The sequence below is a fragment of the Corynebacterium uberis genome, assembly GCF_020616335.1.
Classification (GTDB): domain Bacteria; phylum Actinomycetota; class Actinomycetes; order Mycobacteriales; family Mycobacteriaceae; genus Corynebacterium; species Corynebacterium uberis.
In genome coordinates, this window is sequence record NZ_CP085051.1 from 2,475,451 (window position 1) to 2,502,239 (window position 26,789).

Annotated in this window: 24 protein-coding genes; 7 read left to right on the forward strand and 17 right to left on the reverse strand. The window is 62.7% G+C overall.

What is annotated here, in order from left to right; all coding sequences use genetic code 11:
- Nucleotides 1-94: 94 nt before the first annotated feature.
- From LH390_RS11265 to LH390_RS11275, 3 genes are all read right to left on the reverse strand, one after another.
- Entirely contained in the window at nt 95-784 is a 690-nt protein-coding gene (locus LH390_RS11265) for a response regulator transcription factor (RefSeq protein WP_227281239.1), read from the reverse strand.
- A 4-nt stretch (nt 785-788) separates the two neighbouring features.
- Entirely contained in the window at nt 789-992 is a 204-nt protein-coding gene (locus tag LH390_RS11270) for a hypothetical protein (protein WP_227281238.1), read from the reverse strand.
- Between the two features lie 214 nt (nt 993-1,206).
- Nucleotides 1,207-2,331 (reverse strand): sensor histidine kinase, encoded by a 1,125-nt coding sequence (locus tag LH390_RS11275; protein WP_227281237.1) that lies wholly within the window; start codon nt 2,329-2,331, stop codon nt 1,207-1,209.
- 438 nt (nt 2,332-2,769) lie between these two features.
- Between LH390_RS11275 and LH390_RS11280 the strand changes: the two genes are divergently transcribed.
- Nucleotides 2,770-4,398 carry a bifunctional ADP-dependent NAD(P)H-hydrate dehydratase/NAD(P)H-hydrate epimerase gene (locus LH390_RS11280; RefSeq protein WP_227281236.1) on the forward strand — a complete coding sequence of 543 codons (1,629 nt, stop codon included), beginning with the start codon at nt 2,770-2,772 and terminating at the stop codon, nt 4,396-4,398.
- Between the two features lie 30 nt (nt 4,399-4,428).
- Here LH390_RS11280 and LH390_RS11285 read toward each other — a convergent pair whose 3' ends face one another.
- Complete coding sequence (locus tag LH390_RS11285; protein ID WP_227281235.1) at nt 4,429-5,049, reverse strand: VanZ family protein; 621 nt, start codon at nt 5,047-5,049, stop codon at nt 4,429-4,431.
- Between the two features lie 42 nt (nt 5,050-5,091).
- Here LH390_RS11285 and LH390_RS11290 point away from each other — a divergent pair, with 42 nt between their 5' ends.
- Complete coding sequence (locus LH390_RS11290) at nt 5,092-5,532, forward strand: hypothetical protein (protein WP_227281234.1); 441 nt, start codon at nt 5,092-5,094, stop codon at nt 5,530-5,532.
- A 125-nt stretch (nt 5,533-5,657) separates the two neighbouring features.
- Nucleotides 5,658-6,218 carry a hypothetical protein gene (locus tag LH390_RS11295; protein WP_227281233.1) on the forward strand — a complete coding sequence of 187 codons (561 nt, stop codon included), beginning with the start codon at nt 5,658-5,660 and terminating at the stop codon, nt 6,216-6,218.
- Nucleotides 6,219-6,249: 31 nt separating this feature from the next.
- On the opposite strand, the gene LH390_RS11300 is transcribed toward LH390_RS11295, so the two are convergent.
- The 9 genes from LH390_RS11300 to LH390_RS11340 all read right to left on the reverse strand — a co-directional run bounded on the left by LH390_RS11300 (nt 6,250) and on the right by LH390_RS11340 (nt 17,399).
- Nucleotides 6,250-6,669 carry a YjdF family protein gene (locus tag LH390_RS11300; protein ID WP_227281232.1) on the reverse strand — a complete coding sequence of 140 codons (420 nt, stop codon included), beginning with the start codon at nt 6,667-6,669 and terminating at the stop codon, nt 6,250-6,252.
- Between the two features lie 220 nt (nt 6,670-6,889).
- Complete coding sequence (locus tag LH390_RS11305; RefSeq protein ID WP_227281231.1) at nt 6,890-7,645, reverse strand: ABC transporter permease; 756 nt, start codon at nt 7,643-7,645, stop codon at nt 6,890-6,892.
- Nucleotides 7,646-8,844: 1,199 nt separating this feature from the next.
- Entirely contained in the window at nt 8,845-9,162 is a 318-nt protein-coding gene (locus LH390_RS11310; protein ID WP_227326826.1) for a hypothetical protein, read from the reverse strand.
- Nucleotides 9,163-10,114: 952 nt separating this feature from the next.
- On the reverse strand, nt 10,115-12,913 hold the full coding sequence (locus LH390_RS11315; RefSeq protein ID WP_227337374.1) for a cell envelope integrity TolA family protein: 2,799 nt from the start codon (nt 12,911-12,913) through the stop codon (nt 10,115-10,117).
- Nucleotides 12,914-13,507: 594 nt separating this feature from the next.
- Nucleotides 13,508-13,780 carry a hypothetical protein gene (locus tag LH390_RS11320; protein ID WP_227324316.1) on the reverse strand — a complete coding sequence of 91 codons (273 nt, stop codon included), beginning with the start codon at nt 13,778-13,780 and terminating at the stop codon, nt 13,508-13,510.
- Between the two features lie 37 nt (nt 13,781-13,817).
- Nucleotides 13,818-14,708, reverse strand: coding sequence for an MspA family porin (locus tag LH390_RS11325; protein ID WP_227324317.1), 891 nt, complete (start codon nt 14,706-14,708; stop codon nt 13,818-13,820).
- Nucleotides 14,709-15,216: 508 nt separating this feature from the next.
- The gene (locus LH390_RS11330; RefSeq protein ID WP_227281226.1) at nt 15,217-15,924 is read right to left on the reverse strand and encodes an antibiotic transporter; all 708 of its coding nucleotides are present in this window, start codon (nt 15,922-15,924) and stop codon (nt 15,217-15,219) included.
- A gap of 21 nt (nt 15,925-15,945) precedes the next feature.
- Nucleotides 15,946-16,890: an ABC transporter ATP-binding protein gene (locus LH390_RS11335; RefSeq protein WP_227281225.1), complete on the reverse strand. Its 945-nt coding sequence runs from the start codon at nt 16,888-16,890 to the stop codon at nt 15,946-15,948.
- 128 nt (nt 16,891-17,018) lie between these two features.
- On the reverse strand, nt 17,019-17,399 hold the full coding sequence (locus tag LH390_RS11340) for a hypothetical protein (protein WP_227281224.1): 381 nt from the start codon (nt 17,397-17,399) through the stop codon (nt 17,019-17,021).
- A gap of 222 nt (nt 17,400-17,621) precedes the next feature.
- Here LH390_RS11340 and LH390_RS11345 point away from each other — a divergent pair, with 222 nt between their 5' ends.
- Nucleotides 17,622-18,632, forward strand: coding sequence for a formamidase (locus LH390_RS11345; RefSeq protein ID WP_227281223.1), 1,011 nt, complete (start codon nt 17,622-17,624; stop codon nt 18,630-18,632).
- A gap of 76 nt (nt 18,633-18,708) precedes the next feature.
- On the opposite strand, the gene LH390_RS11350 is transcribed toward LH390_RS11345, so the two are convergent.
- The 3 genes from LH390_RS11350 to leuS all read right to left on the reverse strand — a co-directional run bounded on the left by LH390_RS11350 (nt 18,709) and on the right by leuS (nt 23,133).
- Nucleotides 18,709-19,083 (reverse strand): hypothetical protein, encoded by a 375-nt coding sequence (locus tag LH390_RS11350; RefSeq protein WP_227281222.1) that lies wholly within the window; start codon nt 19,081-19,083, stop codon nt 18,709-18,711.
- Between the two features lie 11 nt (nt 19,084-19,094).
- The gene (locus tag LH390_RS11355) at nt 19,095-20,072 is read right to left on the reverse strand and encodes an alpha/beta hydrolase (RefSeq protein WP_227281221.1); all 978 of its coding nucleotides are present in this window, start codon (nt 20,070-20,072) and stop codon (nt 19,095-19,097) included.
- Between the two features lie 181 nt (nt 20,073-20,253).
- Nucleotides 20,254-23,133 carry a leucine--tRNA ligase gene (gene leuS / locus LH390_RS11360; protein WP_227281220.1) on the reverse strand — a complete coding sequence of 960 codons (2,880 nt, stop codon included), beginning with the start codon at nt 23,131-23,133 and terminating at the stop codon, nt 20,254-20,256.
- A gap of 89 nt (nt 23,134-23,222) precedes the next feature.
- Here leuS and LH390_RS11365 point away from each other — a divergent pair, with 89 nt between their 5' ends.
- Genes LH390_RS11365 through LH390_RS11375 form a run of 3 tightly spaced genes read left to right on the forward strand, consistent with a single transcriptional unit; the run spans nt 23,223 to nt 25,348 of the window.
- The gene (locus LH390_RS11365) at nt 23,223-23,612 is read left to right on the forward strand and encodes a hypothetical protein (RefSeq protein WP_227281219.1); all 390 of its coding nucleotides are present in this window, start codon (nt 23,223-23,225) and stop codon (nt 23,610-23,612) included.
- Between the two features lie 20 nt (nt 23,613-23,632).
- The gene (locus tag LH390_RS11370; protein ID WP_227281218.1) at nt 23,633-25,027 is read left to right on the forward strand and encodes an MFS transporter; all 1,395 of its coding nucleotides are present in this window, start codon (nt 23,633-23,635) and stop codon (nt 25,025-25,027) included.
- Nucleotides 25,028-25,057: 30 nt separating this feature from the next.
- Complete coding sequence (locus LH390_RS11375) at nt 25,058-25,348, forward strand: DUF2316 family protein (protein ID WP_227281217.1); 291 nt, start codon at nt 25,058-25,060, stop codon at nt 25,346-25,348.
- Between the two features lie 68 nt (nt 25,349-25,416).
- Here LH390_RS11375 and LH390_RS11380 read toward each other — a convergent pair whose 3' ends face one another.
- Nucleotides 25,417-26,679, reverse strand: a complete 1,263-nt coding sequence (locus LH390_RS11380) for a dicarboxylate/amino acid:cation symporter (protein ID WP_274709857.1) — start codon at nt 26,677-26,679, stop codon at nt 25,417-25,419.
- Nucleotides 26,680-26,789: the final 110 nt, after the last annotated feature.

Sequence of the window (26,789 nt, forward strand, 5' to 3'; positions counted from 1 at the left end):
ACACGGCAAAGCCCCGGCTGATCGCCGTCCCCGCACCAGAGTCACAGTGCAGGGAGGCTGGTCAGCCGGGGCGAGGGCAGCACCCGGTACCCGCCTAGTCGGTGGGGAAGGGGCGCTTATTCCAATAGGTACGCATCGCCGCAACCACCAGGCTCAGCCGCGAGTTGACGCCGAAGTAGCCAATGAGGTGAGAGACATGCTTTTTCACGGTGGACTGCGCGTACTGGGTCTTCTCTGCGATCTCTGCGTTGGACAGGCCATCGCACAGCAAAGAAAGCACCCGCTCTTCCGCATCCGTGAGCCGCAGCTGCTTCTGCGAAGCCCGCAGCACCGCCGCCTCCCGGTTGGGAATGTAATCAACCAGGCGGGACAGGCATTGCGGGGACACGGACGTGCCACCGCTCATGGCGTCGCGCACCGAGGCGATGATCTCCTGCGGCTTTGAGGACTTAATGATGTAGCCCGCCGCTCCGCCGGTGAGGGTCTGGAGCATCGTCTCATCAGTGTCAAAGCCGGTCATAGCAACGAAAACCGGTGGGTGTTCCAGCTTTTGCACATGCTCTAAGAGCGTGACTCCATCCATCTCCGGCATGTGAATATCGGAAAGGACCAGGTCCACGTCTTGGGTTGCCAGAATCTCTACGGCCTCGCGCCCGTGGGACGCCTCCGCCACGACCTCAATGTCATCAGCAGTGGAGAAGTAGGCACGTAGGGACGCAAGCACCAGCGGATCATCATCGACGATGATGATCCGCGTCGGCTGGGATGCGTGCGCTTGAGTCACGATGCTAGGGGCACCAGGGGTGGTTGTACTTCTTGCAGCTGAAAACGGAGCCAGCCGCGGACTCCTTGAAGCTGTGCGCGGAGATAGCCTGCAGGGCCTGGCCCGCAACGTTTGGCGTCGCGGCCTGGGCCGCCGGAGCGCCGACCACCAGGCCGGCGGCAATGGCAACGCTGCAAGCGATGCCGCTCAAACGACGGTTACGCTTCATCTTCACACCAATCTTTCGGTAGTGCTGTCTGTGGTTATCACTGCTACGCAGTGTCCTAGCTTGGAGCGTCTCGGTGTCACAAACTGTCACAGTCACGGCCGAAACGCTGCCGTATCTGCTGATTATACGGTGTACCGCCACTCTACGGCAGTCCGAGACACCAGACCTCGAACTATGGTACCACCCCTGGCGGGGGCAGTCTATAGTTGCTGATTTATTCGGCCAACTGCGCGGTGACGGTCCAAACGCGCCCGTCAGTCTCTGTTTTGAGCTTGCCGCCGATGGAAGAAATTGACTTCCGCATCATCTCCATCCCCAGCCCCGAGGATAAGACCTTGGCGGTGGGGCGGGTGCGGTACTCCGCGTCTGCTATTTGGTTGCAGATCTTCACCGTTACCGCACCACCAGTGCCCCCCGCCCACAGCGTCACCTGCGAGCCCGGCTGCGCGTACTTGATGGCGTTAAGGGAGCACTCCGCGATCACCCGGCCCAGGATTTCCAGCACCGGGTGCGTCAGGGTCAGCGCATCCGCCTCATCCTGGACCAGCGCCTCAAAGCCGTTGCTGCGCAGCTTCTCTGCGGCCTTGTTCAGGCTCTCGTGCAAGGACGGTGCCTTGGGGCCTTCGGGATTTTCCTGCGGCGCATTGAGCAGTCCCAGCAGGGAGCGCACCTGCGACATGGTGGTGCGGCCGGCCTCCGCGATTCCAGAAAGCTCTTCTTCGAGCTCCCCCTCGCCGGCGTGGGACAGCGCCAGCATCTCTGAGCGCATGACAATCGAGGTCAGCGACGCCGCCACGGAGTCGTGGAGAGTGCGGGCCAGTTCCTCCCGGCGCTCCCGATAGTCACGCTGCCACTGGGCGGACAGCTCTGCTTTTTGCCGGACCTTGCGCCCCAAGGCCCATCCTGCGGCGCCGGCGACAATCATGAGCATCATCCAGGGGAAAACAACTGGAAGACTCGTTTCTACCGTGAGGTTTTTCCGGTCCACCAAACCCATCACGGTAACCAGCAAGCCGGCAGGCAGCATCAGGGCGATGCGTCCCGAGTACCCCACCATGGCTATGGCCATGGCACAGAAGAAGACAAAGGGCGACATGAATAGCTCTGCGATGACGATGGTCGAGCCAAAGAGCACCACAAAGGTGAGGAACCCGCTCAGCGGGAATCGCTTGATCGCCGCGACGCTCAGCGCCAGCACGATGGTCCACAGCATGCGGTCGACCCGTAGGGAGTCCGGGTCTGTCATGATCATCCACACGATGGTCATGGTGGTGCAGGACAGGAAGACCCAGACCTCCATGGGTACGGCGCGGAACGCTTGGATCACGCTTTTGATCACGGCGAAGATTCTCCGTCTTCTTTCAAGGGGTGCGCACTGCTGTGTCGTCGGGGCTTTAGCCTACAGGCGTGGCGCCAAGGGTGGGCAATAGAAAACTCCGGTTCACGTGGGCTGTTTCCAACCCTCATGAACCGGAGCCTCTACACTGCACGACCCATTCAAGGACGCACTCACTGTGGTTTCCCGTTCGATCAACGTCCCGAGAACCTCTCCGGCGGTCCCCGTTGTTTTGATCTGAGCTCAGGTTAGCCTTACGCCTTTCGGTGGATCAACCCCCCGGCGTACTTTTGGGGAACTTTTTTTCTTTCCGCTGGTCACAGAGTTATGTCGGCACCGCCCGCCACCCCCACTCGGGGGTAGCCTTACCTAATGGCCGCGCGCAAAAGTTGCCACCAGATTGCCTGCTGCGATGGCTAAACAGCAGGTAGGGTGAAGCCCGTGAGCGAGACTTTTACAGTAGAACAGGTGCGCCAGGCGGAGGATAGCCTGCTGCGCAGCCAACGATTCCCGGATCAGCTCATGCGCAACGCCGCGGCCGCCGTGGCGCGATGCGCGCACACGATCCTCGACCAGCAGCCTGACCCGCAGCCACACGTTGTCATCCTGGCGGGCCGGGGCGGCAACGGCGGAGACGCGCTCTACGCCGGCGCCACGCTCGCGGCCGACTACCGCGTCACGGTGCTCCTCGTGTCCGGCTCGGCACATCAGGCCGCGCTGGAGGCCTGCACCGCTGCGGGCGCCCAGGTCAGCGAGCAGCCTATCCATGACGTCATCCCCACGGCGACGCTCATCATCGATGGGATCACCGGGCTGGGCAACCACGGCGGCCTGGAGGACTCTGAGCTGGTTTCTGCCATCAACACCTCCGGGGTTCCGGTCCTGGCTATCGACGTGCCGTCAGGGGTGGACGCGGATACCGGTGCCGCCCCCGCGGGAGCCCACATCCAGGCAACCGTGACGTGTACTTTTGGGGGCCTGCGGCAGGCGCACGCGCTCACCGCCGCGTGCGGCCGGGTGGTGCGTGCCGATATCGACGTCGATGGCTCCTGGCTGGGCGACGCCCTCAACGATGCAGCTGAGGGCGGCCCGCATTGTTGGGCACAGCGGATCGTCGATAATGATGCGCCGGTGTGGCCGGCGCCGCTGCGCCCCGGGCCCACCGCCGGGCCGCGCAGCCTGCTGGCCATCGAGCCGCAACCCACCGATGACAAGTACAGCGGGGGAGTAGTCGGCGTGGTGGCCGGCAGCCCGCAGTACCCCGGGGCCGAGGTGCTGTGCACGCTGGGCGCGCTGCGTGGCTCCCCCGCACTCGTGCGGGTCATCGGCGGCAGCCCGGCGGCGTCGATAAGCCTGTGTCCGGAGGCTGTCCACCACCCGGACATCGCCAACGCGGGCCGGGTGCAGGCCTGGGTGGTGGGGCCGGGACGCGGCACCGACGAGGCCGCCCGCGCCGAGTTGGCCACGCTCCTGCAACGCCCGGAGCCTGTGGTCTGCGACGCAGACGCCGTGACGCTGCTGGCTGCCCATAGGCAGTTGCGCGACCTGCTGCGCACCCGCACCGCGGTGACGGTTCTCACCCCGCACGCAGGCGAACTCCAGCGGCTGGCCGCCGCGCTGACCGAGGATGGCGTGGAGCTGGATTCCCGCGACCGTTTTGCCTACGTGCACAGCATCGCCGAGGCGCTGGGCGTGGTGCTGGTGTCCAAGGGGCGCTTTACGCTGATCACGCGACCCGGCGAGGTCATCAGCGTCGATGCCGGGCATTCGTGGTCCGCGACCGCCGGGTCCGGCGATGTGCTCGCTGGGGTGCTCGGCGCCTGGCTGGCCCGCACCGCAGCAGCCCGCACCGCCGCGGCCGCGCCGCCAGCGGGCAGCACCGCAAGCAAGGACTTCCTTGACGGCAAGGACATGCGCGCGGGCCGGGACGCGGCGCTGACCGCGGTGGGAATCCACGCTCTGGCGGCGTGGCTGGCTGCGCAGACTCCGGATGGTCCGGCACCGATCACGGCATCCGCCATCGCCGCCAAGGTTCCGCAGGCGACGGCCTATGCCACCCGGTTGCTCTAGCCGGCCGGCTTGCCGGATAGCCTCCCGGCGTTAGTGCCAGGCGGAGGCGCCGAGGCCGGCGAGGGCGGTAAGGCTGGCTATCCCGATGGTGAGCAGGACCGCCGCGCGCAGCCGCCTGGAGCGCACCGCAAGGTATCCCGCCGCCCCGATGGCGGCGCCGAGGGTATTGCCGGCCAGGTCATCGATGTCCGAGTATCCAATGGCGAAGACATACTGGATGGTCTCGATGCTCAGGGATGCCACCGCGGCGCAGGCCGTTGCGGCGAGGACCACCATCCACCAGCTGGCGCCGGGGCCCACCAACGGTGAGTGGGGGCGGCGTCGATAGCCGGTGATGGCGCGCATGCGGGCTGCGATGAGCACCCCGAAGGGCAAAAACAGGGCCACGTTTCCCAGCGTGTTCAGCCAGGGCGCCCACCACACGGTCGGGGCGATGAAGCCGTCGAAGAGTTCCAGGTCAATGCTGCGCTGGTGGTGCGCCTCCGTGGTCCACACCGCACCGAAACTTAAGCGCGCCTTGAGCAGCGTCAACGCCAGCAGTGCCGCCGTGTACACAGCCGCGACGAGCCAATACCCCCAGTAGGACCAGCGGGCAGACGGCCCACTGCGGCGTGGCGGGGTCGGGCGCGCGGAGGGAGAAGAAGAACGCATCGTCCCTCACCGTAGCGCAACCGTGGCCTAGGCTTGTGCGGTGTGACGGATCGTGATCTCGCCGCTACTCGGCTCTACGGATACCGCCCCGCCCGGTGGAAGTACGCGGCGGCGTGGCTGGCTGTGGCCCTTGGGGTGCTCATGGCGTGCGCGGGCACGGCCAGCGGTTTTGAGCACGAGGACGCGGTGTGGAACTTTGTGGCCGGCGGCTGCTTCGCGGCGGCGTTCGCCGTGCCGGGGGCCTATTGGCTCGTGCGCACCCGCACCGACGGGCGCAGGGTGGCGGCGTGGGCACAGCGCACCGCTGGGCTGTCATGGTCAACGTTAGTGCGCGACCTGCCCGCGCTTTTCGACGCCTCCGGCCCCACCCTTCCGCTCCTGCCTCACCGCCGCTGGTGGCTCGTCGCGCTCATCACCGTGGTGCTCGCCGGCCTCGGCTCGTGGGCCGCCGGGCACGCCGCCGTAGCCCCCGGACAGCTGTAGCACTGCCCTCCAGGTGCCACACGGGGATACTTTTGGACCTTGCAGGTGTATCCCTAAGTACCGAATCTGCCCAGAAACCCGCGATAGCCTTGGTTGATAGGCTTAACGCCGCTACGGTGGTGGGCATGCCCAGCCCGCCACCCACCCGCACCGACCCCAAAGAGGGCTTGCGCGAACTGCTAGCGGGGATCATCGCTGAGCCGACCACCCCCGCGGCACCGCCCGCCTCCGACAGCGAGGCCGCCGCCCACGCGCACGCCGCGCGCCGCATCATCGCCTACCGTCCCACCACCCTCAAACGCGCACTCGCGTGGATCAGTGGAGCATTGGGGCTGTTTTTTATCATCGCCGCACTGCTGGGTTTTAGCACCTACGGCGGGGCGGACGCGTGGTGGAACTTCGCCGCCGGGATCGTCATCGCCACCTCCCTCGCCCTGCCGGGCGCCTATTGGACGTGGCGCACCGTCCGCGACAGCCGCTACGTGGCCACCTGGGCGCGCGACGTCGAAGCCTTCACCGGCAACTGGCAATGGCTCGCCGAAAACGAGCCCACCCTGCTTTTCGACGCCACCCCCGCCCGCCTGCCACACCTGCGCCGACGCCACTGGGTGCTGGTATCTATCCTGGCGGTCGTGCTATTCATCCTTGGGGGGATGCTGGGCACTCACATGTCCGTGGTTGCCTAATTGGTGGCATGGCGATTGGGCGGTTGCCCAGTCAGTGCCCGCGCCGCCGGGCACGCCGCCTTTCACAACGCTGCGCCCACCGAGCCTCCTGATCCTCGCGCCTACGCCGGGCCTGTTCTTTCTTGCGCCCCGCCTTGCTCAGCTCGAACTGGGCATGCAACGCCTGCCGGGCAGCGCCGGACACCGCGCTGTGGCGCTGGGCATTGAGAGCACGGTGCAACCGCTTCGGGTTGCCCTTTCGGGCGGGCTCAATCTGGCCGGGAACCGGCACAGCGGCGCGCGTTCTTTTCACCAGCTTCGCGCCATTGCGCAGAAGCCACTGATAAAGCTCTGGCTGCGTGGGCTCGGCGCCGAAGACCACGCGGCTGGCGCGCAAGCCAGAGGAATCGGAAACTTCATAGACGCCACACCAAAAGTGGCCATCAAAAAACACGGTAAATTGAGCAGGCATGTGGTCTCCAGGTACGCCAAAGCGGACCTGACGACGCCGGATTCTCCACCCTGCCGGGTACAGCGACGAATGCCTCCATGCGAGCCATCATCCGGACTTCCTACCGGACCGTGCGATTCGCGCATCAGGATTATGAACGTCCCCCAGTGTACGCATCCGGACCATGCCACTTAAGGATTGCCGGCGTGACGTCGGTGAAGCCATGGGACTGTGGCGCTGGCTAGATGACGGACCTAGACACCGCACCTGCGTAGACTCGGCGGGCCGCGACCCAAACCATCAGCATGCCCGCCAGCGTCGCAGCTACACCCATGCCAAGTTCGACGCCCAGGTGCCACACACGGCCGCCGCGCATAAACTCCACCGCATGCGTCCCGGGTAAGCACCAGACCACCGGCGCTAACCACGACGGGTAAGCGGACACGGGGGCGACAACTCCGGCCGTGACGGGCAGCAGCGCCGAAAGGATATTGGAAAGGGCATAGGGCTCGGAGAAACCCATAGACAGCGCACAACACAATACGCCGAACCCTGCGCCACACGCCGTTGCTGTGGTAACAGCCGCGATGGCCCGCGCGAGAAGCTGCGCGCTATGCCACGGTTCAATCGCCCACACGCCGATGCACCCCAGCACTGACGTGCACACGGCGATGACCACGCCCGGCACCGTGCGAGCCACCCACCACTGCCAGGAAAAGGGATGACGTGAAATGACCTCTTCCAGAACCCCGCTTGAGCGGTCCCGCACCGCCCCACCTACCGCCGTAGCCACAGTGACGATCAAGGCCGAAACAACAAGGCCCGCATAGGCCACCCGAGTCCCGTCGCCGAGACCCAAGGTGTGTGCGATGGCAACGAGGAATGCGATCTCCGCTACCGGCACTAATACCAAGGTGGTTATTGCCGTGGCCTTATTGGTGAGCGCCGGCAGAGAACGCATGCCCAGGGATAGGGCGGTGGAAAGGGGAGAGGTCATGATCGGGGCCATGTATTGAGGATAGGAGGGATCGTGTACGGGTAGCAGGGCTAGCCACCCACGGTCGAGCGGGCATGTGGCATTAATAGGCGGAGTACCGAGGGTACAGGAGGCTGGACGCAGCGCTATTACCTCGCTACGACGGGGACACTTGTCCTGGGATTAGGGAGATCCCAAACCTGCAATTCTCTGTCGACTACTTAAACCTTTTCCATGACCCATCAATATCTTCAGGGAATGTTTTCGAAATCTATCGACACAACACTAGCCGATAGGCATCTCAATTGTCACTTTAATGGGTACACCTTCAGTTGAAGCATCTATGACTTCTAAGATCTAGGTTAGCCTCGGTTGTTCAGCCTTCTCTACCCTAGAAGATAGATCCTTCATCGCGACAGTAAAGCTGTTCAAATCTATCCTCGGGTGCAGTGTTCTCAAAGCTCGAAACTCCAAGTTATTATGGAACCCCCCAAGTCGCAGTCACCCTCGGCCGATCGCCATCGACCCCAAACACGGACATCGGCGATCCACCTATCTCCCTTCTCTTCGAGATATTTTATTCCACCAACTCATAATTCTCTGCTCCACAACGGCAACTCATTCCTCCAGTATTATAGGTCATTTAGAATGCGCGCCCTGACCTGCACGAGGAATACCAAACTAACCAAAGCCCCGACACTAGATTACCCAAACAGATGACGGAATAGAAAACAATCTTTGTGGCCTGCCCCCAAGGCCCCCGAATAAATCCTAACGTCATGAAACCGCCGCAGGAAATGCTTTCCGAAAGGAGAACGGGGATATACCCTTTGTCAATCCGGCCGCGGCCGTCTATCGGAGTTTTGCTTTTAATCAACGCAAATGCAGATTCCGGGAACGCTATAATCCAGAAAACGCAGTCAAAGAAAGAAAATCCGACACAATTCCACTAGGTATATAAAACCACATTTTAATCCAGAGATTGCAAGCCGGACCGACGATGTAATAACTAACGACGTCACAATAAAGAAGAGGTGAGGCATGATAATCTATTTCGCTTTTCTAGTCATTATTCACGACCCCATTCCATATATGTTAACCCAGCTTTGTCACCCCTACTCCAACACAAACACCGAGTAGTGCGGGGCCCACAACCACCGCAGCTGCGGAAACCGCCGCTGAGCCAAGCACAACCGCTGCCCCCGCTGCGCCTCCTGCTCCTACAAGTGTCCACCCGCAGTGTTCGTGACCACCTCCTCTGTGGGATCCATACCATCTTGAATCTCAAGATACGCACCCGCAGCAGCAACCGTCGCACCAGAAATCGCAGCCCCACCAACCCGAGCCGCTTTACCTAAGGCCGCCGCATCCGTAGCAGCCATCCCCACATCCTTAGCGGTCAACCCACCAAAACTCTGCTCTCCAAGCTCACCATCTTTGGCGTAGTGGTCTACCTCCACGAACTCATCCTCGACACGAATATCAGGATAACCCTGCTCATCCCCCCAACTCACGCACATCAGCCAACCGATTCCCATCCTGATGCACCCAATGCAAGCTGGGATAATTGCCATGTAGAGCAGAAATTATTCACCGAACGACAAATAGAATGTTTCCAACCTGAGTATACGTGGTGATCACTTATCAGTTGTCGCGTTGTCAATGCAAAATCTCTCGGGGGAATTCTTGAGGAACGTCGACACAAGACTAGCCTTTAGGTATCTTACAACTCCCTTTAGTAGGTTTTCCTGCATATTGCGTATCGTAACTGAATAATTCTAGTTTTGCCCCGATTGATGGGTCTTCCCTGTTCGGGAAGATAGGTCCTTCATGGTGGCTATAAAATGGTTCAAGTCTATCCTGGGGTACAGTGTTCTTGAAACCCGAAACTCAAAGGTTTTTAGGGAACCCGCCAAGTCACCTGACACTCCGGCCGATCGCCATAGTCCACCAACGCGGACATCAGCGATCCACTTATCTCTGTTATCCTCGAGATATTTTAACTCCGCTAGCTCATAATTCCCTGATCCATAACGACAACACATTCCCCCACTGCTATAGGCCATTTGGAGTGCCCACCCTGATCTACACGTGCAATACCAAACCAACCAAAAAGCAGAAAACATATTACCCAAGCAAATAACAGAATAGAGAGTTACCCTTGCACCTTGCCCTCCCCAAGCCTCAAGAGTAAATCCTATCATCATGAGTCCAACCGAGAAGATCATTGCCGTAAGAAGAATGGGGATATACCCTTTGTAGGCTCGAGCGTGTCCATCTTTCGGCCTTTCGGTTTTGAGGAACACAAATGCCCCTTCTGGTACCGTTATAGTCCAGAAAAATACAGTCAAAAGAAAGAACGCAGACACAACCCCCAACGGGTAAATCAATCCATATTTTAATCCAGACATTGCTAGCCGAATTGCCGATACAATAATGATTGGCGTACCGATCACAGAGAGGGATAGCATGACAATGAGTTTGGTTTTTCTAGTCATCATTTGCGCGCCCATTCCATATTTGCTGACCTACTTTTGTTACCCCTAAACCAACAGCAGCGCCGAATACCGCAGGAACCACAACCACCGCTGCTGGGGATGCTGCCATCGCGGTGAGTACGAACGCTGCCCCCGAAGCGGCTCCTGCTCCCGCTAATCCACCCGCAGTGTTCGTGACCACTGCCTCCGTAGGGTCCATACCATCTTGAATATCAAGATACGCACCCGCCGCAGCACCACCAGCACCCGTCGTCCTACCAGCCCACTTAGCTGTCTTGACAGCACTCTTCGACACCTCAGACACACCACGACCAGCACGCGCCTCAGCATCCGCGGACGCCCCCACAGCACCCCAACCCGCACCATCCACCGCACTGGCTATGCCTAGTCCAAGATCAGAGTTCCCCCACGACGGACCCTTTACCTCACCCTTGTGTCCATACTGGTCTGCGTCCACGAACTCATCCTCAGCACGAATAACAGGATAACCCCGCTCATCCCACCCCAACTCACGCACATCAGCCAACCGATCGCCATCCTGATGCACCCAATGCTGCTCACCATCATCACCATCCACACCAAATACCTTGGTGCCATCAGGCAGCCTGTACACCGGAGTGTCCACCCCATCAACCTGGGCCATCCCATTGATCCACCGGCCCTGATCATCCGTGAACACACCATCATGGATGTCCTGGCTAGCCGTCGCATTCTCCCACGGCACACCACCTTCACCCCTAGGTGGTGCAGGCACCCAGGAGTCCTCATCAACCTCAATACCTGTCGGGGAGCCATCCTCATTCCACCCCACATCCCCCACCACAGCCTGGCCACGCGAATCATCATCTAACGTCCAGTCACTAGTCCCCTCACCCCGATTCGGGTGATCCACCAGATGCACCCCAGGAGCAACCTCAAAGGACCGCTGATCCTTCTCCTCGTTATAGTGGCCCTTGTTCTCAGTGCCCTGAGACGGATCCTCAAAATAACCGTCACCTCTGTTCCTCGGCCGGTAGTCAACATTATTGCCCTGGGCAGTGGGAGTCCTATTAGCCCAGTCTTTGCGATCCTGCTGCGGCAACGGCGTTTCCATCTCATCAATCGTATCGATGTTAATCGGGTTGCCATCCTTATCCCACTGCAGGGAAGCAACCGGAGTCGACTTCGTCCTATCAGCAGAATCCTGCGTCCAATCACTACGCCCAGAACCATCATTACGCGGATGCTCTGTCAGACTATTCCCATCAGGTAGAGGGAAGCTGCGCTGCCCGGTAACAGGATTGACCTCCACATTCGGATTATCACGTGGATGATCCGACGGCACACCCGGATACTTGACCTGATCATCCCGCCCAGACTTATCCTGCTGATCAGTCCTGTCTTGCTTGCCAGCCTTGTCCTTGTTGTCAGACTTATCCCGATTACTCGGCTTGTCCTGCTTACCTGGCTCCTGCTTCGCGGTCCTGTCCTGCTTCGCTGGCTTGTCCTTGTTGTCAGACTTATCCCGGTTACCCGGATTTTCTTGCTTGCCAGCCTTGTCCTTGTTGTCAGCCTTATCCCGGTTCGCCGGCTTATCTTGCTTACCCGGCTCCTGCTTCGCGGTCCTGTCCTGCTTCGCTGCCTTGTCCTTGTTGTCAGCCTTATCCCGGTTCGCCGGCTTATCTTGCTTACCCGGCTCCTGCTTGGCAGCCTTGTCCTTGTTAACTGGCTTGTCCTGCTTCACCGGCTGCAGCTTAGTCGTTTGGGCTGGCTTGGCCGGTTTATCCTGCTTACCCGGCTCCTGCTTCGCGGGCTTGTCTTGTTTGTCCTGCTTGGCCGGCTTGTCCTGCTTACCCGGCTCCTGCTTCGCGGGCTTGTCTTGTTTGTCCTGCTTGGCCGGCTTGTCCTGCTTACCCGGCTCCTGCTTCGCGGGCTTGTCTTGTTTGTCCTGCTTGGCCGGCTTGTCCTGCTTACCCGGCTGCGGCTTAGGCTTGCTATCCCCACCGACGTCTTTTCGGTCTGGATCAGCAATCACCGGAAACACCGTCTCATGGCCCGGATCCACATGCTGGACCAACCGACCATCAGGATCAACCGTGTAATAGGTTTCCACCGGCCGACCCAAAGCGTCATACGCCCACGGCGCATCCACCTGGGATACCACCCGCCCGGAAGCATCCACCACATCAACACCCCCATCGCCTCGTTGCACCACCTGCCCGCCTTCAGGAACATCCACATCAAAAACATGCTCCCGCGGCGAATCAGGACCAGCCAACAACACCAACGACTGCTCATGGGTCGCACTCCACGGAATATCAACACGAGCAACACCGCGACGCCGCCGTGCCACCACAGCCCCCACACCACCAGCAACACCGCCCAAAACCCCCAACAACCCCACACCAGGACCACCAGTACCAGTGCTTCCGGCAGTGCTGTCGTCAGGCCTATTTACTTGACCTACCAGCCCACCAGACCCACCAGGGTTACGCCCACCAGCCCCGGAGTCCCCAGAACCATTGGCAGTGCCTTGATGCTCACCTTCGGTGTCGTCTTCTTTCCCGCCGGCTATCACACGGCCGACCACACTCGGATCAAACCCACCCACATGGCCATGGCCAGAATCATCCACAGTAACGATATCCCCAGTCGCCCGGCCAGCATCATCAACAACAACCACCCGACCATCACCGGCACGACCCACCCGCACAGCAGCAGCCTCCTGGCCACCACCACGAGCAGGAGCCTGCTGATCAAGGTCGACAATCCAGGTTTCATCCACCGGAGCGACATCCGCCCGCGGATTCATACCAGCACTATCACCTTTTCCGGCAGGCTGACCAGACCCGCCAGCTACAGGCCCAGGATGGTTATCCCGCGCCCCCGACAACCTCATATCATCACCATAGGCATTCGGCCGCTCACCGAACCCATCCCAAGTGTGCGTCTCACGCGGCTGCGGCTCTTCCCACCGGTGGGTACGCTGATGTCCCGACCATTCCAAATCCCCACCACCATGACTATCCCCGCCAGTACCTGCCGGTGGGGTTGGTTGAGCAGGCTGGTCAGGGGCAGGCACACCGACACATACATACGGCGGCCACGCCCCGGGAGGGGGAGTCTGGCCTGGGTGTGTGGCCTGCCAACTAGCAGCCATCGCCGCATTGTACTGCTCGGTTTCACGCTGGCAGCGCTCCTGCGGGGTTTCTTGGGCACCACCAACCCCTGCACCCATACCGATACCGGCAAGGCCACACGCAACGCCGACCACACTGACACCTATTAGCCGCACGTAGACCCGTGCCATAACAACCACCACAACCCTTTTACCTACAAAGACTTCTTTTGCCAGCGGCCCCACACAAAGGACGGGCCGCACCCCACCGGTGTATGTGTAACCCCCTTAATGGCGGGTTAGTTTGGTCCACAACGAGATAAAACTGCCCACCATCACCGCAGCGGCAATGATCATCGAGATCATGTAGAAAAACATGCCCGGCACATAGCCCACCCGGCCAATCAGCCAGGATAAATCCTGTGAGGCGGCGATAAGACCCACCGTGGCGACAAGTCCTGCCACCACACCGATGAAGTTGATCCACCATGCCACCCCAGGTGGATGCGGGCTCATTCCAGCCGATTTGGCGGCTACCGGGGATAATCCATGCTGACCCATCTGTCACACCTACCTGTTGACGCGTCGTTGAAGTCGATCAGCGGATCCTGCGCGGGTCGCCATACACATTGACTACATCCACACTCGTCGGACTGGTGGTAGAAATCCGCACATAGGAGCGCACACTAACCGGGCCGGCACACCCATTGATCTGAATATGCGCCCCATCAAACCCACCAGCGCTGCGCTTAAAGTGCCCATCAATACCCCGGGACACCAGCGCCACATTACTTACCTTGCCCGGATCAAGATGACCACTAACCCGCGGGGAGATCTCTGCTTTGCCTTCCACCCCGCCTGCGGCTTTAGCCGTAGCATCCGCCCCAGCTTCGGCCTTAGCTGTTGCATCTGCTCCTGCTTCACCTTTAGCTTTCGCGTCCGCCCCTAGTGTGGCATTGCCTTGCGGGAGCGTCACTGTGACTTCCGGGCCTGCCTGGCCGCCAAGGTTGACACTCGGGCCGCCTTCAACACCAACCTCACCATGCGGGCCGCCTTCAACACCCACATCACCATGCGGGGCTACCCCTAAGGTGGCGGCGATGTCGTAGTCGACTCCTTGGGAGATATCGACCCCGCAGCCAACCTGGTAGCCGGCCTCGAAGAAACCACCGGTCAGTTCTGGTTCGCCCTGCCCATCAATCCATACCCGTGCTGACAGGGTGCCAAAAGCCTCCCCGGTGGTTGCTGCCCCATCAAGTGGGGGGTTGATGTGGAGGGTTTCTTGTTCTTTAAGCGCGTGGAGTACCCACCCGTCGGCGGTGGTGCGTTCAAGGTAGCGATCCGGCAGTGGGGTATCCCCACCGGTGGCAGGAGCAGGCCAGGGCAGGTCACCAACAATCGGTGCCGCGGAAGCCAGCCCGCCTGTCAGGCTCATCACGCTGATCAGGGTTGCAGTCCAGGCGAGGGTAGTGCGTTGTGGGGTTCGCATGCACGTGTCCTTTCGTGTGTTTTGCCCGCTGACGCATTGTTTGCTGTGTCGTGTGGGGCGTGTGTGACTGTTGTGGCGATGCTAACTCGCAGGCTGCAGTACCTGCAGGGGTGTCTGCGGGTTGGTGGTGGCGTGTTGTGGGTGGTGGTGTTTTTCCTGGCCGTATGGTTTATATGTATCGGATATCGGGCATGCCAACTGTGGTGTGCACACCACACACAGGGGGTTCACCACCGTTTGGGCCGGGGTGGGCACGTGTTTATTGCTGTGACGTGGGTGGTATTTTTATTCATCACCCACCGGCCATGAGTGACCTGCACCTATTGCTGTACATCACCGGATTGGATTGTGGTTGTGCATGTCGTTTCGGGTGGGGTGCTTTGGTCTATCTACGGCCGAGAGTATCGCGTGTGACAGGAATCACAGTCATGGAGGAGCCCTAACCCTACCCCCGTTCTACCCCCACCCGCCCGACCCCTGTCGCGCGCATAGGCGTCCTCCACACCCCCTAAACAACCTCCAGCGTCGCGTCCTGAGTCGCCCGCCGCAGCGCAACGCGGGCGGCCATCGCGGCGAAGGCGAACCAGCAGATGGCCAGCAGGAGGGTGACGGGGGCGTCGATAAGCAAAGAACCACCGGTGAGGGCCTCGACGGCCCAACGGGTGGGGAAGAGGGCGCCCAGCCAGGTGAGATTCACCGTGTAGCCGAAGATCCCGGAGGCCAACACCACTGGGACGTTGAGCAGGGGTTCGTAGGTCAAGGCGTTGGGGGTGAGCAGAAAGAGTGGGGCGATCACGGCGCAGATGGCCATGCACCCACACCAATACAGCGCTATGCCCAATACCAGCCTGCAGGCGCCGATGTGGGGTAGTGGCGTGCCGGTGACCAGGCCCAGGATGCCTGCCAGCGGGAATGCCAATAGGCCGAACGTGGCCGCCGCGCCCACCAGCGCCAACAGGGTCCAGCCCGGCGCGCGCGGGCCCATGAGCAGATGCACCAGGGTGCCCTGGAAGCGCTGGAACCCGATCAGCCCCGCAGACACCGTGGACACCGCCCACATGCCCACCAGGCCGGAACGCAGGACGACGTCCTCAGCACCCATTCCCGAAGCCCGCGACCCCAACCATTGCAGGGCAAAAACCGACAGCGTGGCGGTGAAAAGTAACTCCACAAAGTAGACCGTGCGCGCGAAATTGCGCACCTGAAAGGCGAACATCCGCAACCACGAACCCACCGCTTAATCCCCCTGCTGTCCCACGAGCGCTAGATAAGACTCCTCCAACGTCGGGCGGCGCGTATGCAGACCCGCGACCCCCGGGACGCCGGCAACCGCGCCCTCATCCGGGGAATCCGACCAACTCACCGCACCCACGCAGCGACCGCTGAATGACTCCACCTCCACCCGGGCCACCGCAGGGTGGCTTTCAAGGCGCGCCACCTGATCCGCCCCAGCGGCATCCGTCAGCTCAAACGTGCTCACCGCCTGCAACGCCGCAGCCTGCGCAATCTGGGCAGCACTGCCACGCGCCCGCACCTGGCCGTGCGCAAGCACCACAATCTGGCTAGCCAACTGCTCCATCTCCGCCATCAGATGCGTGGTCAACACCACTGCCACTCCCGCACTGCTCAACGACTTAATCAGCGAGCGAATCTGCGCGGCAATCACCGGATCAAGCCCATTAGTGGGCTCATCCAAAAGCATCAACTCCGGGCGGCCCAACAATCCGCGCGCAATATGCAAACGCTGACGCATGCCTCGGGAAAAAGCATCCACCCGGTCCCGCGCGCGATCCGTCAAGCTCACCGCAGCGAGAGCTTCCTCCACCCGGTGGCGACGCTGCGCCCGCGGCACACCCGCAACATCAGCAAAAAACAACAAGTTCGCCCACGCCGAAGAACGCATATAGAAGCCCTGATCCCCGCCCAACACCACACCCACGTGAGCCCGTGCCTGCCGCGCACACTCCACCGCATCCACCCCCGCAATACGGATCTGGCCTGCCGTGGGGCGAAGCAGCGTCGAACACATCCGCACCATCGTGGTCTTGCCCGCGCCATTAGGCCCCACCAGGCCCACGATCTGCCCCGCGTCCACCTGGAAGGACACATCACGGACCGCCTCTACCTGATGGCCCGGCTTACCAAACGTGCGCGTGAGGTGTTCAGCGACAAGGACGCTCATGTGCAGAAATCCTAGCGCGGGATGCGCCCGCGGGTGGGGGAGATAGACAGAGACCAGCCACCCCCGCTGACTCACCCGCCGATCTCTTAACGATTCCCCCGCCAATCATGCAGCACCTGCGCGGCAGATCATTGCTTGTCTTGTTCGCCTTGTTCACCCTGCGCCAGCCACCGCCTCTGGCTGGGCACCAGCACCATGAGCACAAACATGCACGCCGGAAATAGAAATACACCCACTCGCTGATGTGCCACGAATGCACCAATCACATAAAGAACCGTAAAACCGATGCCAGCAACAGAACTCAGGTGCACGGGCGATTGTCTTTCCCGAATGCCAAGGGCAACATAACCACACACAATCGCCGTTAAAACCAAGAGAATCACGGCAATTGCAACGCCCGCCGACTTTCCGTCACCGATGGCATCAATCAGTATCTGGCCCGCCACACCAGCCGTGCACACGCCAAAAAGGACGGAGAACACAAGCACGAACCACAATTGTTTAGTCATGGGGTACCTCTCAGACTCGGGCATGTCCACCCCGGCGCCGCGCCGCGCGCCCGCCGGTGGGGGAGTGCCCGCGGTGGGGGACAGGGGGCGTCGCTAAGCCAAAATCCCAGTGTAGCGCGAAGCAGAAGCCTGCATGTCGCCACAGCAAACGCCTAGCCTGTAGCGCACACCGGGCACCCGCCCGGACGCACGCCCCACCCATCGCACCCAAAGGAGCACCCTATGAGCAGCACCGGAAGTGTCAGTGCCAGCCCCGACGGCCTGTTAATGGCCCTCGTGCAATACCCCGTCCCCGTGGTCAACGGGCCTGAGGACATCCAGACCAACGTGGACAACATCTGCCGCGCCGTGGCCTCCACCAAGGCCGGCTACCCGGACCTTGACCTCATCGTCTTCCCCGAGTACTCCACCTCTGGGCTCAACACCGCCATCTGGTCCTATGACGAGATGCTGCTGGGACTCGACTCGCCCGAGGTCGGCCGCTACAAGCAGGCCTGCAAGGACAATGGCGTCTGGGGTGTGTTCTCCATCATGGAGCCCAACGACACTGCGGGCCTGCCGCCCTACAACACCGCCATCATCATCAACTCCGACGGCGAGATCGCCCTGCACTACCGCAAACTCCAGCCCTGGGTGCCCATCGAACCCTGGTATCCCGGCGACGTGGGCATGCCGGTGTGCGACGGCCCCAAGGGCTCCAAGCTGGCCGTATGCATCTGCCACGACGGCATGTTCCCCGAACTCGCCCGTGAAGCCGCCTACAAGGGCGCCAACGTGTACATCCGCATCTCCGGATACTCCACGCAGGTCAGCGACCAATGGATCATGACCAACCGGACCAACGCCTGGCAGAACCTCATGTTCACCGCCTCGGTCAACCTCGCCGGGTATGACGGCACCTTCTATTACTTCGGTGAAGGCAACGTGTGCAACTATGACGGCCACATGATCGCCGAGGGCCACCGCAACCCCTGGGAGATCGTCACCGCCGAAGTCTTCCCCACGCTCGCCGACAAGGCCCGCGAGAACTTCGCCCTGGAAAACAACATCTACAACCTCGGAGCCCGCGGCTACGTGGGCAAACCCGGCGGGGAGCGCGCCAACTACCTCACCTGGGTGGCCGACCTCGCCGCGGGTAACTACCACGTGCCCTGGGAGGACAAGGTCCGCATTACCGACGGCTGGAAGTACTACCCCGAAGGCCCCAAGCTCGGGCCGCTGCCACAGGACTAGGGAAGCGCTTATCGACGCCCCGGTGGGCCGGGGTAGGCACTCGAAAGTACTCATCTCACCGGGGGCTCGGGGGTTCTTAAGAACCTGATTCCTCCGCTAGCACCCAGTCGATGTAGCGGGAATTTCCCACAAACGCCATGCCGATGGCTACCGGCCACACCAGCCCGATGATCCCGGCCCCTGGGAAGTCCCGCTCAATCGGGGCGAGCGCCCCCAGCACCATTCCCGGAAGAAAGGCCAGGTACATGGCCCGAAGGTAGCGGGGGAACGGGTACGGCCAGAAGCGCCACGCACACGCGATGGCGGCGACGAGCGTCAGTGCGACCGCCGCGACACCCATGGCTTGTGCGACCGGTCCCGTACTTTGGAGCAGGGCGTAGACCGCGCTGCTGCCTGCTAGATACGCCATGAGTCCGGTCAATAAGAGCCGCTGCACTAACTGCCTACTCATCGCGGTGCTCCTTAATTCCCCGGCTCTCCAGTGCTGGCGGGGAGGTGGTGGTGAAAGAACGCTGCCACGGTATCAAAGCTGGCCGGGTGCTCGCCGGGGGTGAAGCGGGCGGCCCGGGATTGCTCCACGTGCGTGGACACTGCCGTGCCGTCCCCGGCGGCTTCCAGGTGGCCGTTGTCGAGCATCAGTCCGCCCGGCAATTCCTGGGTGGGCCCTTGGGCAAAGAAGTTGTGCCCAAAGTCGTCGATGAGGATGAGCGTCGATTCCCGCCCGGCGTCAGCCAGGTGCTGATGCAGGGTCTTGCTCGCCCGTGGCGTGACCATGGTGTCCGCCGTGCCGTGGAGGATGAGCGTCGGGGGAATCTGTGCCGCGCTGTGGCACAGCGGACTGGCCTGCGCCGCGAGTTCGCGCTGACGGTCGAGTTCCGGTTGGGTCTCCGCGGGGCCGCCCAAGAAGACTTCGATGTCGGTGGGGTTGCGGTCCGGGTCGGGCGAGTCGGGCAGCCCCTCGCGCAGGTCCATAGGGCCATAGCCTGCGACGATGCAGGCGATATCATTCGGCATCCGCGTTGCAGCCAGCAGGGCCAGGTGTGCTCCTGCCGACGAACCCCATAGGGCCACCGGGCCGGGATCGATGCCCAGCTGTGCGGCATGGGAGCGCAGGTAGCTGATTGCCGCGCAGACGTCATCCACCGCGGCGGGGTAGGGGTGGGCGTCCGCGAGGCGGTAGTCGATGCTAGCCATCGCCAGGCCCTCCGCGGCGAAGTGGCGATCCAGATCCGGGCAGGCCGTGCGATCACCCGCACGCCAAGAGCCGCCGTGCAGCCACAGGACCGCGGGCGGGCGGTGGTCTGGGCGACGCTGATCCGGCACGCCCTGAGCGTCCACGCCGCCGGGTGTGCGGCCACCATTGACGCCAGGCACCACCACGTCCATCAGGAGATCCGGATGCTCCGGGCTGTAGGTGTGGGTAGTGCGGGTCAGGGTCATGCTGGCGATCACCTCAAAGTTGGGGGAGTGCGGGGGAACACCCCGAGGCTACCCGCGAGTACCGCGAGGGCGCCTCGAGGCCGTCCAGCAGGAGTGGCGCAGTGTAAATGTTTCACGTGAAACATCGGCGTCCGGACAACGTGCCGACACGCCAACGTCCCGACATCCCGGCACCCCGGCGCTACTTCACCACCAAGTTGACCATCCGGCCGGGCACCACGATCGTCTTGACCACGTTCTTGCCCTCCAGCTGAGCGGCGATCTTCTCCTCCGCCAGCGCGGCCTGGGCCACGGCGTCCCGGTCAGCATCGGCGGCGACGGTGACGTGTCCGCGCACCTTGCCGTTGATCTGGACGGGCAGCTCGATTTCATCGTCGGTGAGCCACTTCTCCTCGAAGGTGGGGAAGTCCACGTAGGTCAGCCCGCCCTCGTGTCCCAGCCGGGCCCACAGTTCCTCGGCGATGTGCGGGGCGATGGGGCACAGCATGATGACCAGCGGTTCCACCAGGGCGCGCGGGGCGCGCTCCGGGTAGGTCTTGGTCAGGTAGTTGGCGTACTCGATGAGCTTGGCCACCACGGTGTTATTGCGCAGGTTGGCGTAGTCCTCGCGCACACCCGCAACGGTGCGGTGCAGGGCCTTGTAATCGGCGTCGGAAAGCGGGGTATCTGCCTCGGTGACGGTGACCTCGCCGGTGTCCTCGGAGACCACCAGCCGCCACACGCGCTGGAGGAAGCGGTGCGCGCCGATGACATCCTTGGTGGCCCAGGGCCGCGAGGTATCCAGCGGGCCCATGGACATCTCATAGACGCGCAGCGTGTCGGCGCCGTAGTCGCGGCAGATGTCGTCGGGGGCGACGGCGTTCTTTAAGGACTTGCCCATCTTGCCGTACTCGCGGTTGACTTCCTTGTCGCCCAGGTAGAAGCGGCCGTCGCGCTCCTCCACCTCGGCGGCGGGGACGTAGACGCCGCGCTCGTCGGTGTAGGCATAGGCCTGGATGTAGCCCTGGTTGAACAGGCGGCGGTAGGGCTCGCGGGAAGAGACCAGCCCAAGATCAAAGAGCACCTTGTGCCAGAAGCGGGAGTAGAGCAGGTGCAACACCGCGTGCTCGACGCCGCCGACGTAGAGGTCTACGCCACCGGGGTCGTTCGCGCCGTGTTCCTCGGGGCGGGGGCCCGTCCAGTAGCGCTCGTTGGCAATGTCGCAGAACTTTTCGGAGTTGGTGGGGTCGATGTAGCGCAGCTGGTACCACGACGAACCCGCCCACTGGGGCATGACGTTGGTGTCGCGGTAGTAGGTCTGCAGGCCGTCGCCCAAGTCCAGCTCCACTTCCACCCAGTCGCGGACCTTCGCCAGCGGCGGGTGCGGCTCGGAGTCGGCGTCGTTGGGGTCGGCCGTCGCCGGGTTGTAGTCATCCACCTGCGGCAGGTTGACCGGCAGCGCGGACTCCGGCAGGGCGTGGGCCACGCCGTCGGCGTCATAGACGATGGGGAAGGGTTCGCCCCAGTAGCGCTGCCGGGCAAACAGCCAGTCACGCAGCTTGTACTGCACCTTCTCATGCCCCGCCCCGGCGCGCTCCAGCCAGGCGATGGTGGTGCTGATCGCGGTGGCCTTGTCCATGCCGTTAAGGTCTAGCCCCTCGGCGTTGGCGGAATTGATGTGCTCCCCGTCGCCGGTGAAGGCCTCCTGGGACACGTCCCCGCCGGCGAGCACCGGGATAATGGGCAGCCCGAACTCGGTGGCGAACTCGAAGTCGCGGGTGTCATGGGCGGGCACGGCCATGATCGCGCCGGTGCCGTACCCGGTGAGCACGTAGTCCGCGATGAAGATCGGCACCCGCTGCCCGTTGACCGGGTTGACGCCGTAGGCGCCGAGGAACACGCCGGTCTTGTCCTTGTTTTCCTGGCGCTCCAGGTCCGACTTTGCGGCGATGGCCTGGCGATATGCCGCCACGGCGGCCGCCGGGGAGTCCTGCCCGAAGGTCCAACGCTTATCGACGTCCCCGTAGGCACCCTCCGTCGGCGCGGTGGCCACGAGGGCGTCGACAAGCTCATGCTCGGGGGCGAGCACCATGTAGGTAGCACCGAAGAGGGTGTCCGGACGCGTGGTAAACACCGTGATCGGCCCGCAGTCGGTGGCAAAGTCCACCTCCGCGCCGCTGGAGCGGCCGATCCAGTTGCGCTGCATCGCCTTGACCTTGTCCGGCCAATCCAAAAGGTCCAGGTCATCAATGAGGCGGTCCGCATACGCCGTGATCCGCATCATCCACTGCGACAGACGCTTGCGGAACACCGGGAAATTCCCCCGCTCCGAGCGGCCCTCCGCCGTAACCTCCTCATTGGCCAACACCGTGCCCAAACCGGGGCACCAATTGACCATCGAATTCGAGCGATACACCAGGCGGAAGCTATCTACCACCGCGGCCTGCTCCGTGCGCGACATATCAGAATAGGCGCCCTCGAAGCCCTCCGGCAGCTCCATCTCGCCCGACTCCAACAACGGGATAAGCTCCTCGATACGGCGAGCCTTGCCCTGCTCGGGATCAAACCAGGCGTTATAGATCTGCAAGAAAATCCACTGCGTCCAGCGATAAAACTCCGGATCAGTGGTAGCCACGCTGCGGCGCGGATCATGGCCCAAGCCCAACGCGCCCAACTGGCGGCGCATGTTTTCAATATTGGCCATCGTGGTGGTGCGCGGATGCGTGCCCGTCTGAATGGCATACTGCTCAGCCGGCAGGCCAAAGGCGTCATAGCCCAACGTGTGCAGCACATTGCGGCCCATCATCCGGTGGAAGCGGGCAAACACATCCGTAGCAATGTAGCCCAGGGGGTGCCCCACATGCAGGCCCGCGCCGGAGGGGTAGGGGAACATATCCTGGACAAACAGTTTGTCCTGCGGTAGCTCGTGGCCATCCGCGGGAGCAAGATCGCCCACCGGGTTCGGCGCGTTAAAAGTGCCGTGATTCAACCAATACTGCTGCCAGGTGCGCTCCACTTCGCCAGCGAGCTGTGCAGTATACCGGTGCTCGGGGCCGTGGGTGGTCTCGCTCGGGTTCGTCATGGTTTACCAGTGTAGTGGGCCGACCCGATGACCCTGGCCTTGCCGTGGCCTCTCGCACACGGGGATTGCCATGGGAAGACCCACAGAAGTTGCCACCAGGAGGCTGGCAAGACGCCCGGGGAGGGGTCCTCACGGGCGATCCTCGGCGGGCCAATAGTCCGAAGCTGCCGGCACGCCGCCGCCGCGCGGACTCCTGCATGCGCAGCTACCTGCGCGACAACCTGCACAGCTACTTGCGCGACCACCTGCGTGACTACCTGCGCGGGAGCACGCGCGAGGGGGCGCGCGAGAGGGTGCCTGAGGGTGCGCCTGAGCACCTGTGCTGGCACCGCCGCGCGACGGCGACGTCGACAGGTCGCGTACAGACTCGCCGCACGCCCGGATGTGGCGTGTTGCGCGGCGATAAGGCCGTAACGTTTACTAATCAACCGCAGATGTTGCTATCGGCGAACACCGCCACTGCGCCCGACGACGATTGACCCACCAAGGAGACCTCCCTGTGCCCCCGCAACCGACGTCCACGCCCACTGCGGCCCACGTGCGCCGCGCCCGACGCCGCGTCATCGTAGCCACCACCATCGGAACGGCGGTGGAGTGGTATGACTACTTCCTCTATGCGGCCGCCGCCGGTTTGGTGTTCAACCACCTCTTTTTCTCCGGGATGGGCAGTGAGAACGCGGCGACGGTCCTGTCGTTCCTCACGGCCGGACTGTCCTTCCTCTTCCGCCCGCTGGGCGCCTTCTTGGCGGGTCACTTCGGTGACCGGCACGGCCGGCGCACGGTGCTCATGATCACGTTGTTTGGTATGGGCGGGTCGACGGCCCTGATCGGCTTGGTGCCTACCTATGACACGATCGGGATGGCCGCGCCGCTGATCCTGGTGACCTTGCGCATTGTGCAGGGTATCTCTGCTGGTGGCGAGTGGGGTGGGGCGGTGCTCATGGCCGTCGAGCATGCCCCGGTGGATAAGCGTGGTGTGTATGGCGCCGGCCCGCAGATTGGTGTGCCCGCCGGGCTGCTGTTGTCTTCTGGCGTGTTGGCGCTCATGGCGTGGATCGCCCCGGGTGAGGCGTTTTTGGCGTGGGGTTGGCGGGTGCCGTTCTTGCTGTCTGTGTTGCTGGTGGCGCTGGGCTATGCCATCCGCACTGGTGTGGATGAGTCTCCGGTGTTTGCGGAGATCGCGGAGCGCAAGCGGACTGTCGCTGCGCCGGTGGGTCGACTATTTAGCGGCCACTGGAAGGTGGTGCTCATCGCTGCGTTGGTCTTCGCGGGCAACGGTGCTGTGGGCTACATGACGGCCGGCGGTTACATTCAGCATTATGCTGCGGATCCGGCTGGGCCGGTGGGCCTGCCGCGCGGCCAGGTGTTGGGCGCGGTGGCGCTGTCTGCCGCCACGTGGTTGGTGTTTACTGCCTTGGCTGGGCGGGTGTCTGATTCTTTGGGCCGGCGGCGCACGTACATTCTTGGTTTTGCCGCGCAGCTCGTCGGCGTGGCGGCGTTGTTCCCGCTGGTCAATCGGGGGAGTTTGGCGGGTCTTATTGGCGCGCTGGTGTTGTTGACGGTGGGGCTGGGCTTTACTTATGGCCAGCAGTCGGCGATGTATGCGGAGCTGTTCCCGGCGTCGGTGCGTTTTTCGGGGGTGTCTATCACGTATGCCATTGGTTCGATCATCGGTGGCGCGTTTGCCCCGACGATCGCTAAGTCACTGTTTAGCGCTACGGGTTCGACGGTGGCTATCACCGCGTATCTGGCGGCGATGACCGTGGTGGGCCTGGTGGCGGTGTTGGCGTTGCGCGACCGCACGGGTATCCCGCTGGGCCCGAAGCACGAGAAGTGGCAGTCCGTGTCCCCGCTGCGTTGGGAGTCGGCGGAGCCGGCCTCTGCCGCGGCCTAGAACACTTCCCATTCCCCCAGGAGTCCGCCGATGTCTTTGTCTGTCCAGCAGCTGCGTGCCACTGCCGCCGAGCTGCGTGAGAACATGCTCCGCGCCGGGTTGACCCCGGCTGACCTGCCCGAACTAACGGGTTTGGATGCCCGGCGCGCGGCGGCGGCGCTGGCCGTTGCGGGTGCGTCGCCTGCCGATGTGTGGCTGTTGCGCGATCGCCTGGATACAGCGGTCCTGCGCGCCGGCGCCCGCCCGGCTCCTTATTCCGCGCTCACCGAGGACATGCGCGCTGCGGCGGCGGCGTGGTTCGGCGTGCGCGACGAGCACTAGCCGGCAGGCACTTTTCCGCTTGGTTCTGCTTATCGACGCCCCCCGAGCCCGCCCCGCGCGCGAGTGAGCTAGTCCTCGTCCCCGGCCACCGTGCCCGGGGTGTGTTCCGCGTCGAGCGGGCCCGTGGGGTCTTCTTCCTCCCCGCCCTCGCGGACTAGGGCGGGGATTTTTCCGCGGGCGAATCGGTCGACCACCATGGCCAGTGCGCCGTCGCCGGTGACGTTGGCGGCGGTGCCAAAGGAATCGATGGCGATGTAGGCGGCGATCATGAGGGCGACCTGGTCATCGCCGAAGCCCAGCATGGATTGCAGGAGCGCCACCGCGGCCATGACCGCGCCGCCGGGCACGCCGGGCGCGGCGATCATGGTGATACCCAGCATCATGACAAAGCCCACGGCCAGCGGCGCGGAGATGTCCATGCCTTGCATGTAGACGATGGCGAAGGCGAAGAGCACGAGCTTCATCATGGAGCCGGCCAGGTGGATGGTGGCGCACAGCGGGACGACAAATCCGGCGACGTTGCGGTCCACACCGTTTTTCAGGGTGGCGGCGTAGGTGACAGGGATGGTCGCCGCGGAGGAGGAGGTGCCCAGTGCGGTGGCGTAGGCGGGCAGCAGGTTCTTTAGCGCGGTCCACGGGTTGCGCCCGGCGATGGCGCCGGCGACGAGGTATTGGACGATCAGGTAGAGGAAGGTCATCACGGTGGCAAGGACGAGCACCTTGCCAAAGGCGACGATGGTCTCGCGCAGGTTGCCGTTCATCCCCAGGTTGAGGAACATGCCAAAGATGAAGACGGGCAGCAGCGGGACGATGAAGGACCCGATGATCTTCATCACCACCCGCTGCAGGTCGCGGGAGGCCTTGTAGATGGTGTCCGATTTCACGGCGGTCATGGCCACGCCGACGCAGAAGGCGAGCAGCAAGGCGGTCATGACCTCGAAGGGCGGGGCCATCTCGATGGTGAAGTAGGGCTTGAGCGAGCCGGCCTCAATATCAGCCACACCGGTATCAAGGTGCTGGCTGCCCAGCAGCCAGGGGTAGGCGCCCCGGGCGACGCTATAGGCGATGAACCCGGAGACGATGGTCGAGGCGTAGGCCACCCCGGTGGTCACGGCGAGCCACTTGCCGGCGCCCTTGCCCAGGCCCGCGATGGCCGGCGTGATCAGCGCGAAGATGAGCACGGGCACAAAGAAGGACAGGAAGTTGCCAAACAGCCCGTTGAAGGTGGCAAAGATGCGGGCCAGGGCCTCCGGGAAGAAGAAGCTGCACAGGATGCCCGCGATGATGGCGACGATCACGCGAAATAGTAGCGAGCTACGTAGGGTTTTCATGCTCACAGCGAGCACCTTCTTTCTGCTGTATGCCTTCGGTGCTCCGGGCACGAGGGCTGTTCCACTCACGTTCACAGCGGCCTGTGGTCACCCCAAGCCCAACCTGTTGA

Excerpts from the sequence above, each read along its gene's own strand:
- LH390_RS11270 (WP_227281238.1), bottom strand. The coding sequence starts at position 992 with ATGAAGCGTAACCGTCGTTTGAGCGGCATCGCTTGCAGCGTTGCCATT.
- LH390_RS11285 (WP_227281235.1), bottom strand. The coding sequence starts at position 5,049 with ATGCGTTCTTCTTCTCCCTCCGCGCGCCCGACCCCGCCACGCCGCAGT.
- LH390_RS11295 (WP_227281233.1), top strand. The coding sequence starts at position 5,658 with ATGCCCAGCCCGCCACCCACCCGCACCGACCCCAAAGAGGGCTTGCGC.
- LH390_RS11300 (WP_227281232.1), bottom strand. The coding sequence starts at position 6,669 with ATGCCTGCTCAATTTACCGTGTTTTTTGATGGCCACTTTTGGTGTGGC.
- LH390_RS11305 (WP_227281231.1), bottom strand. The coding sequence starts at position 7,645 with ATGACCTCTCCCCTTTCCACCGCCCTATCCCTGGGCATGCGTTCTCTG.
- LH390_RS11310 (WP_227326826.1), bottom strand. The coding sequence starts at position 9,162 with ATGGGAATCGGTTGGCTGATGTGCGTGAGTTGGGGGGATGAGCAGGGT.
- LH390_RS11315 (WP_227337374.1), bottom strand. The coding sequence starts at position 12,913 with ATGAATCCGCGGGCGGATGTCGCTCCGGTGGATGAAACCTGGATTGTC.
- LH390_RS11320 (WP_227324316.1), bottom strand. The coding sequence starts at position 13,780 with ATGGGTCAGCATGGATTATCCCCGGTAGCCGCCAAATCGGCTGGAATG.
- LH390_RS11325 (WP_227324317.1), bottom strand. The coding sequence starts at position 14,708 with ATGCGAACCCCACAACGCACTACCCTCGCCTGGACTGCAACCCTGATC.
- LH390_RS11330 (WP_227281226.1), bottom strand. The coding sequence starts at position 15,924 with ATGTTCGCCTTTCAGGTGCGCAATTTCGCGCGCACGGTCTACTTTGTG.
- LH390_RS11335 (WP_227281225.1), bottom strand. The coding sequence starts at position 16,890 with ATGAGCGTCCTTGTCGCTGAACACCTCACGCGCACGTTTGGTAAGCCG.
- LH390_RS11340 (WP_227281224.1), bottom strand. The coding sequence starts at position 17,399 with ATGACTAAACAATTGTGGTTCGTGCTTGTGTTCTCCGTCCTTTTTGGC.
- LH390_RS11345 (WP_227281223.1), top strand. The coding sequence starts at position 17,622 with ATGAGCAGCACCGGAAGTGTCAGTGCCAGCCCCGACGGCCTGTTAATG.
- LH390_RS11350 (WP_227281222.1), bottom strand. The coding sequence starts at position 19,083 with ATGAGTAGGCAGTTAGTGCAGCGGCTCTTATTGACCGGACTCATGGCG.
- LH390_RS11355 (WP_227281221.1), bottom strand. The coding sequence starts at position 20,072 with ATGACCCTGACCCGCACTACCCACACCTACAGCCCGGAGCATCCGGAT.
- leuS (WP_227281220.1), bottom strand. The coding sequence starts at position 23,133 with ATGACGAACCCGAGCGAGACCACCCACGGCCCCGAGCACCGGTATACT.
- LH390_RS11375 (WP_227281217.1), top strand. The coding sequence starts at position 25,058 with ATGTCTTTGTCTGTCCAGCAGCTGCGTGCCACTGCCGCCGAGCTGCGT.
- LH390_RS11380 (WP_274709857.1), bottom strand. The coding sequence starts at position 26,679 with ATGAAAACCCTACGTAGCTCGCTACTATTTCGCGTGATCGTCGCCATC.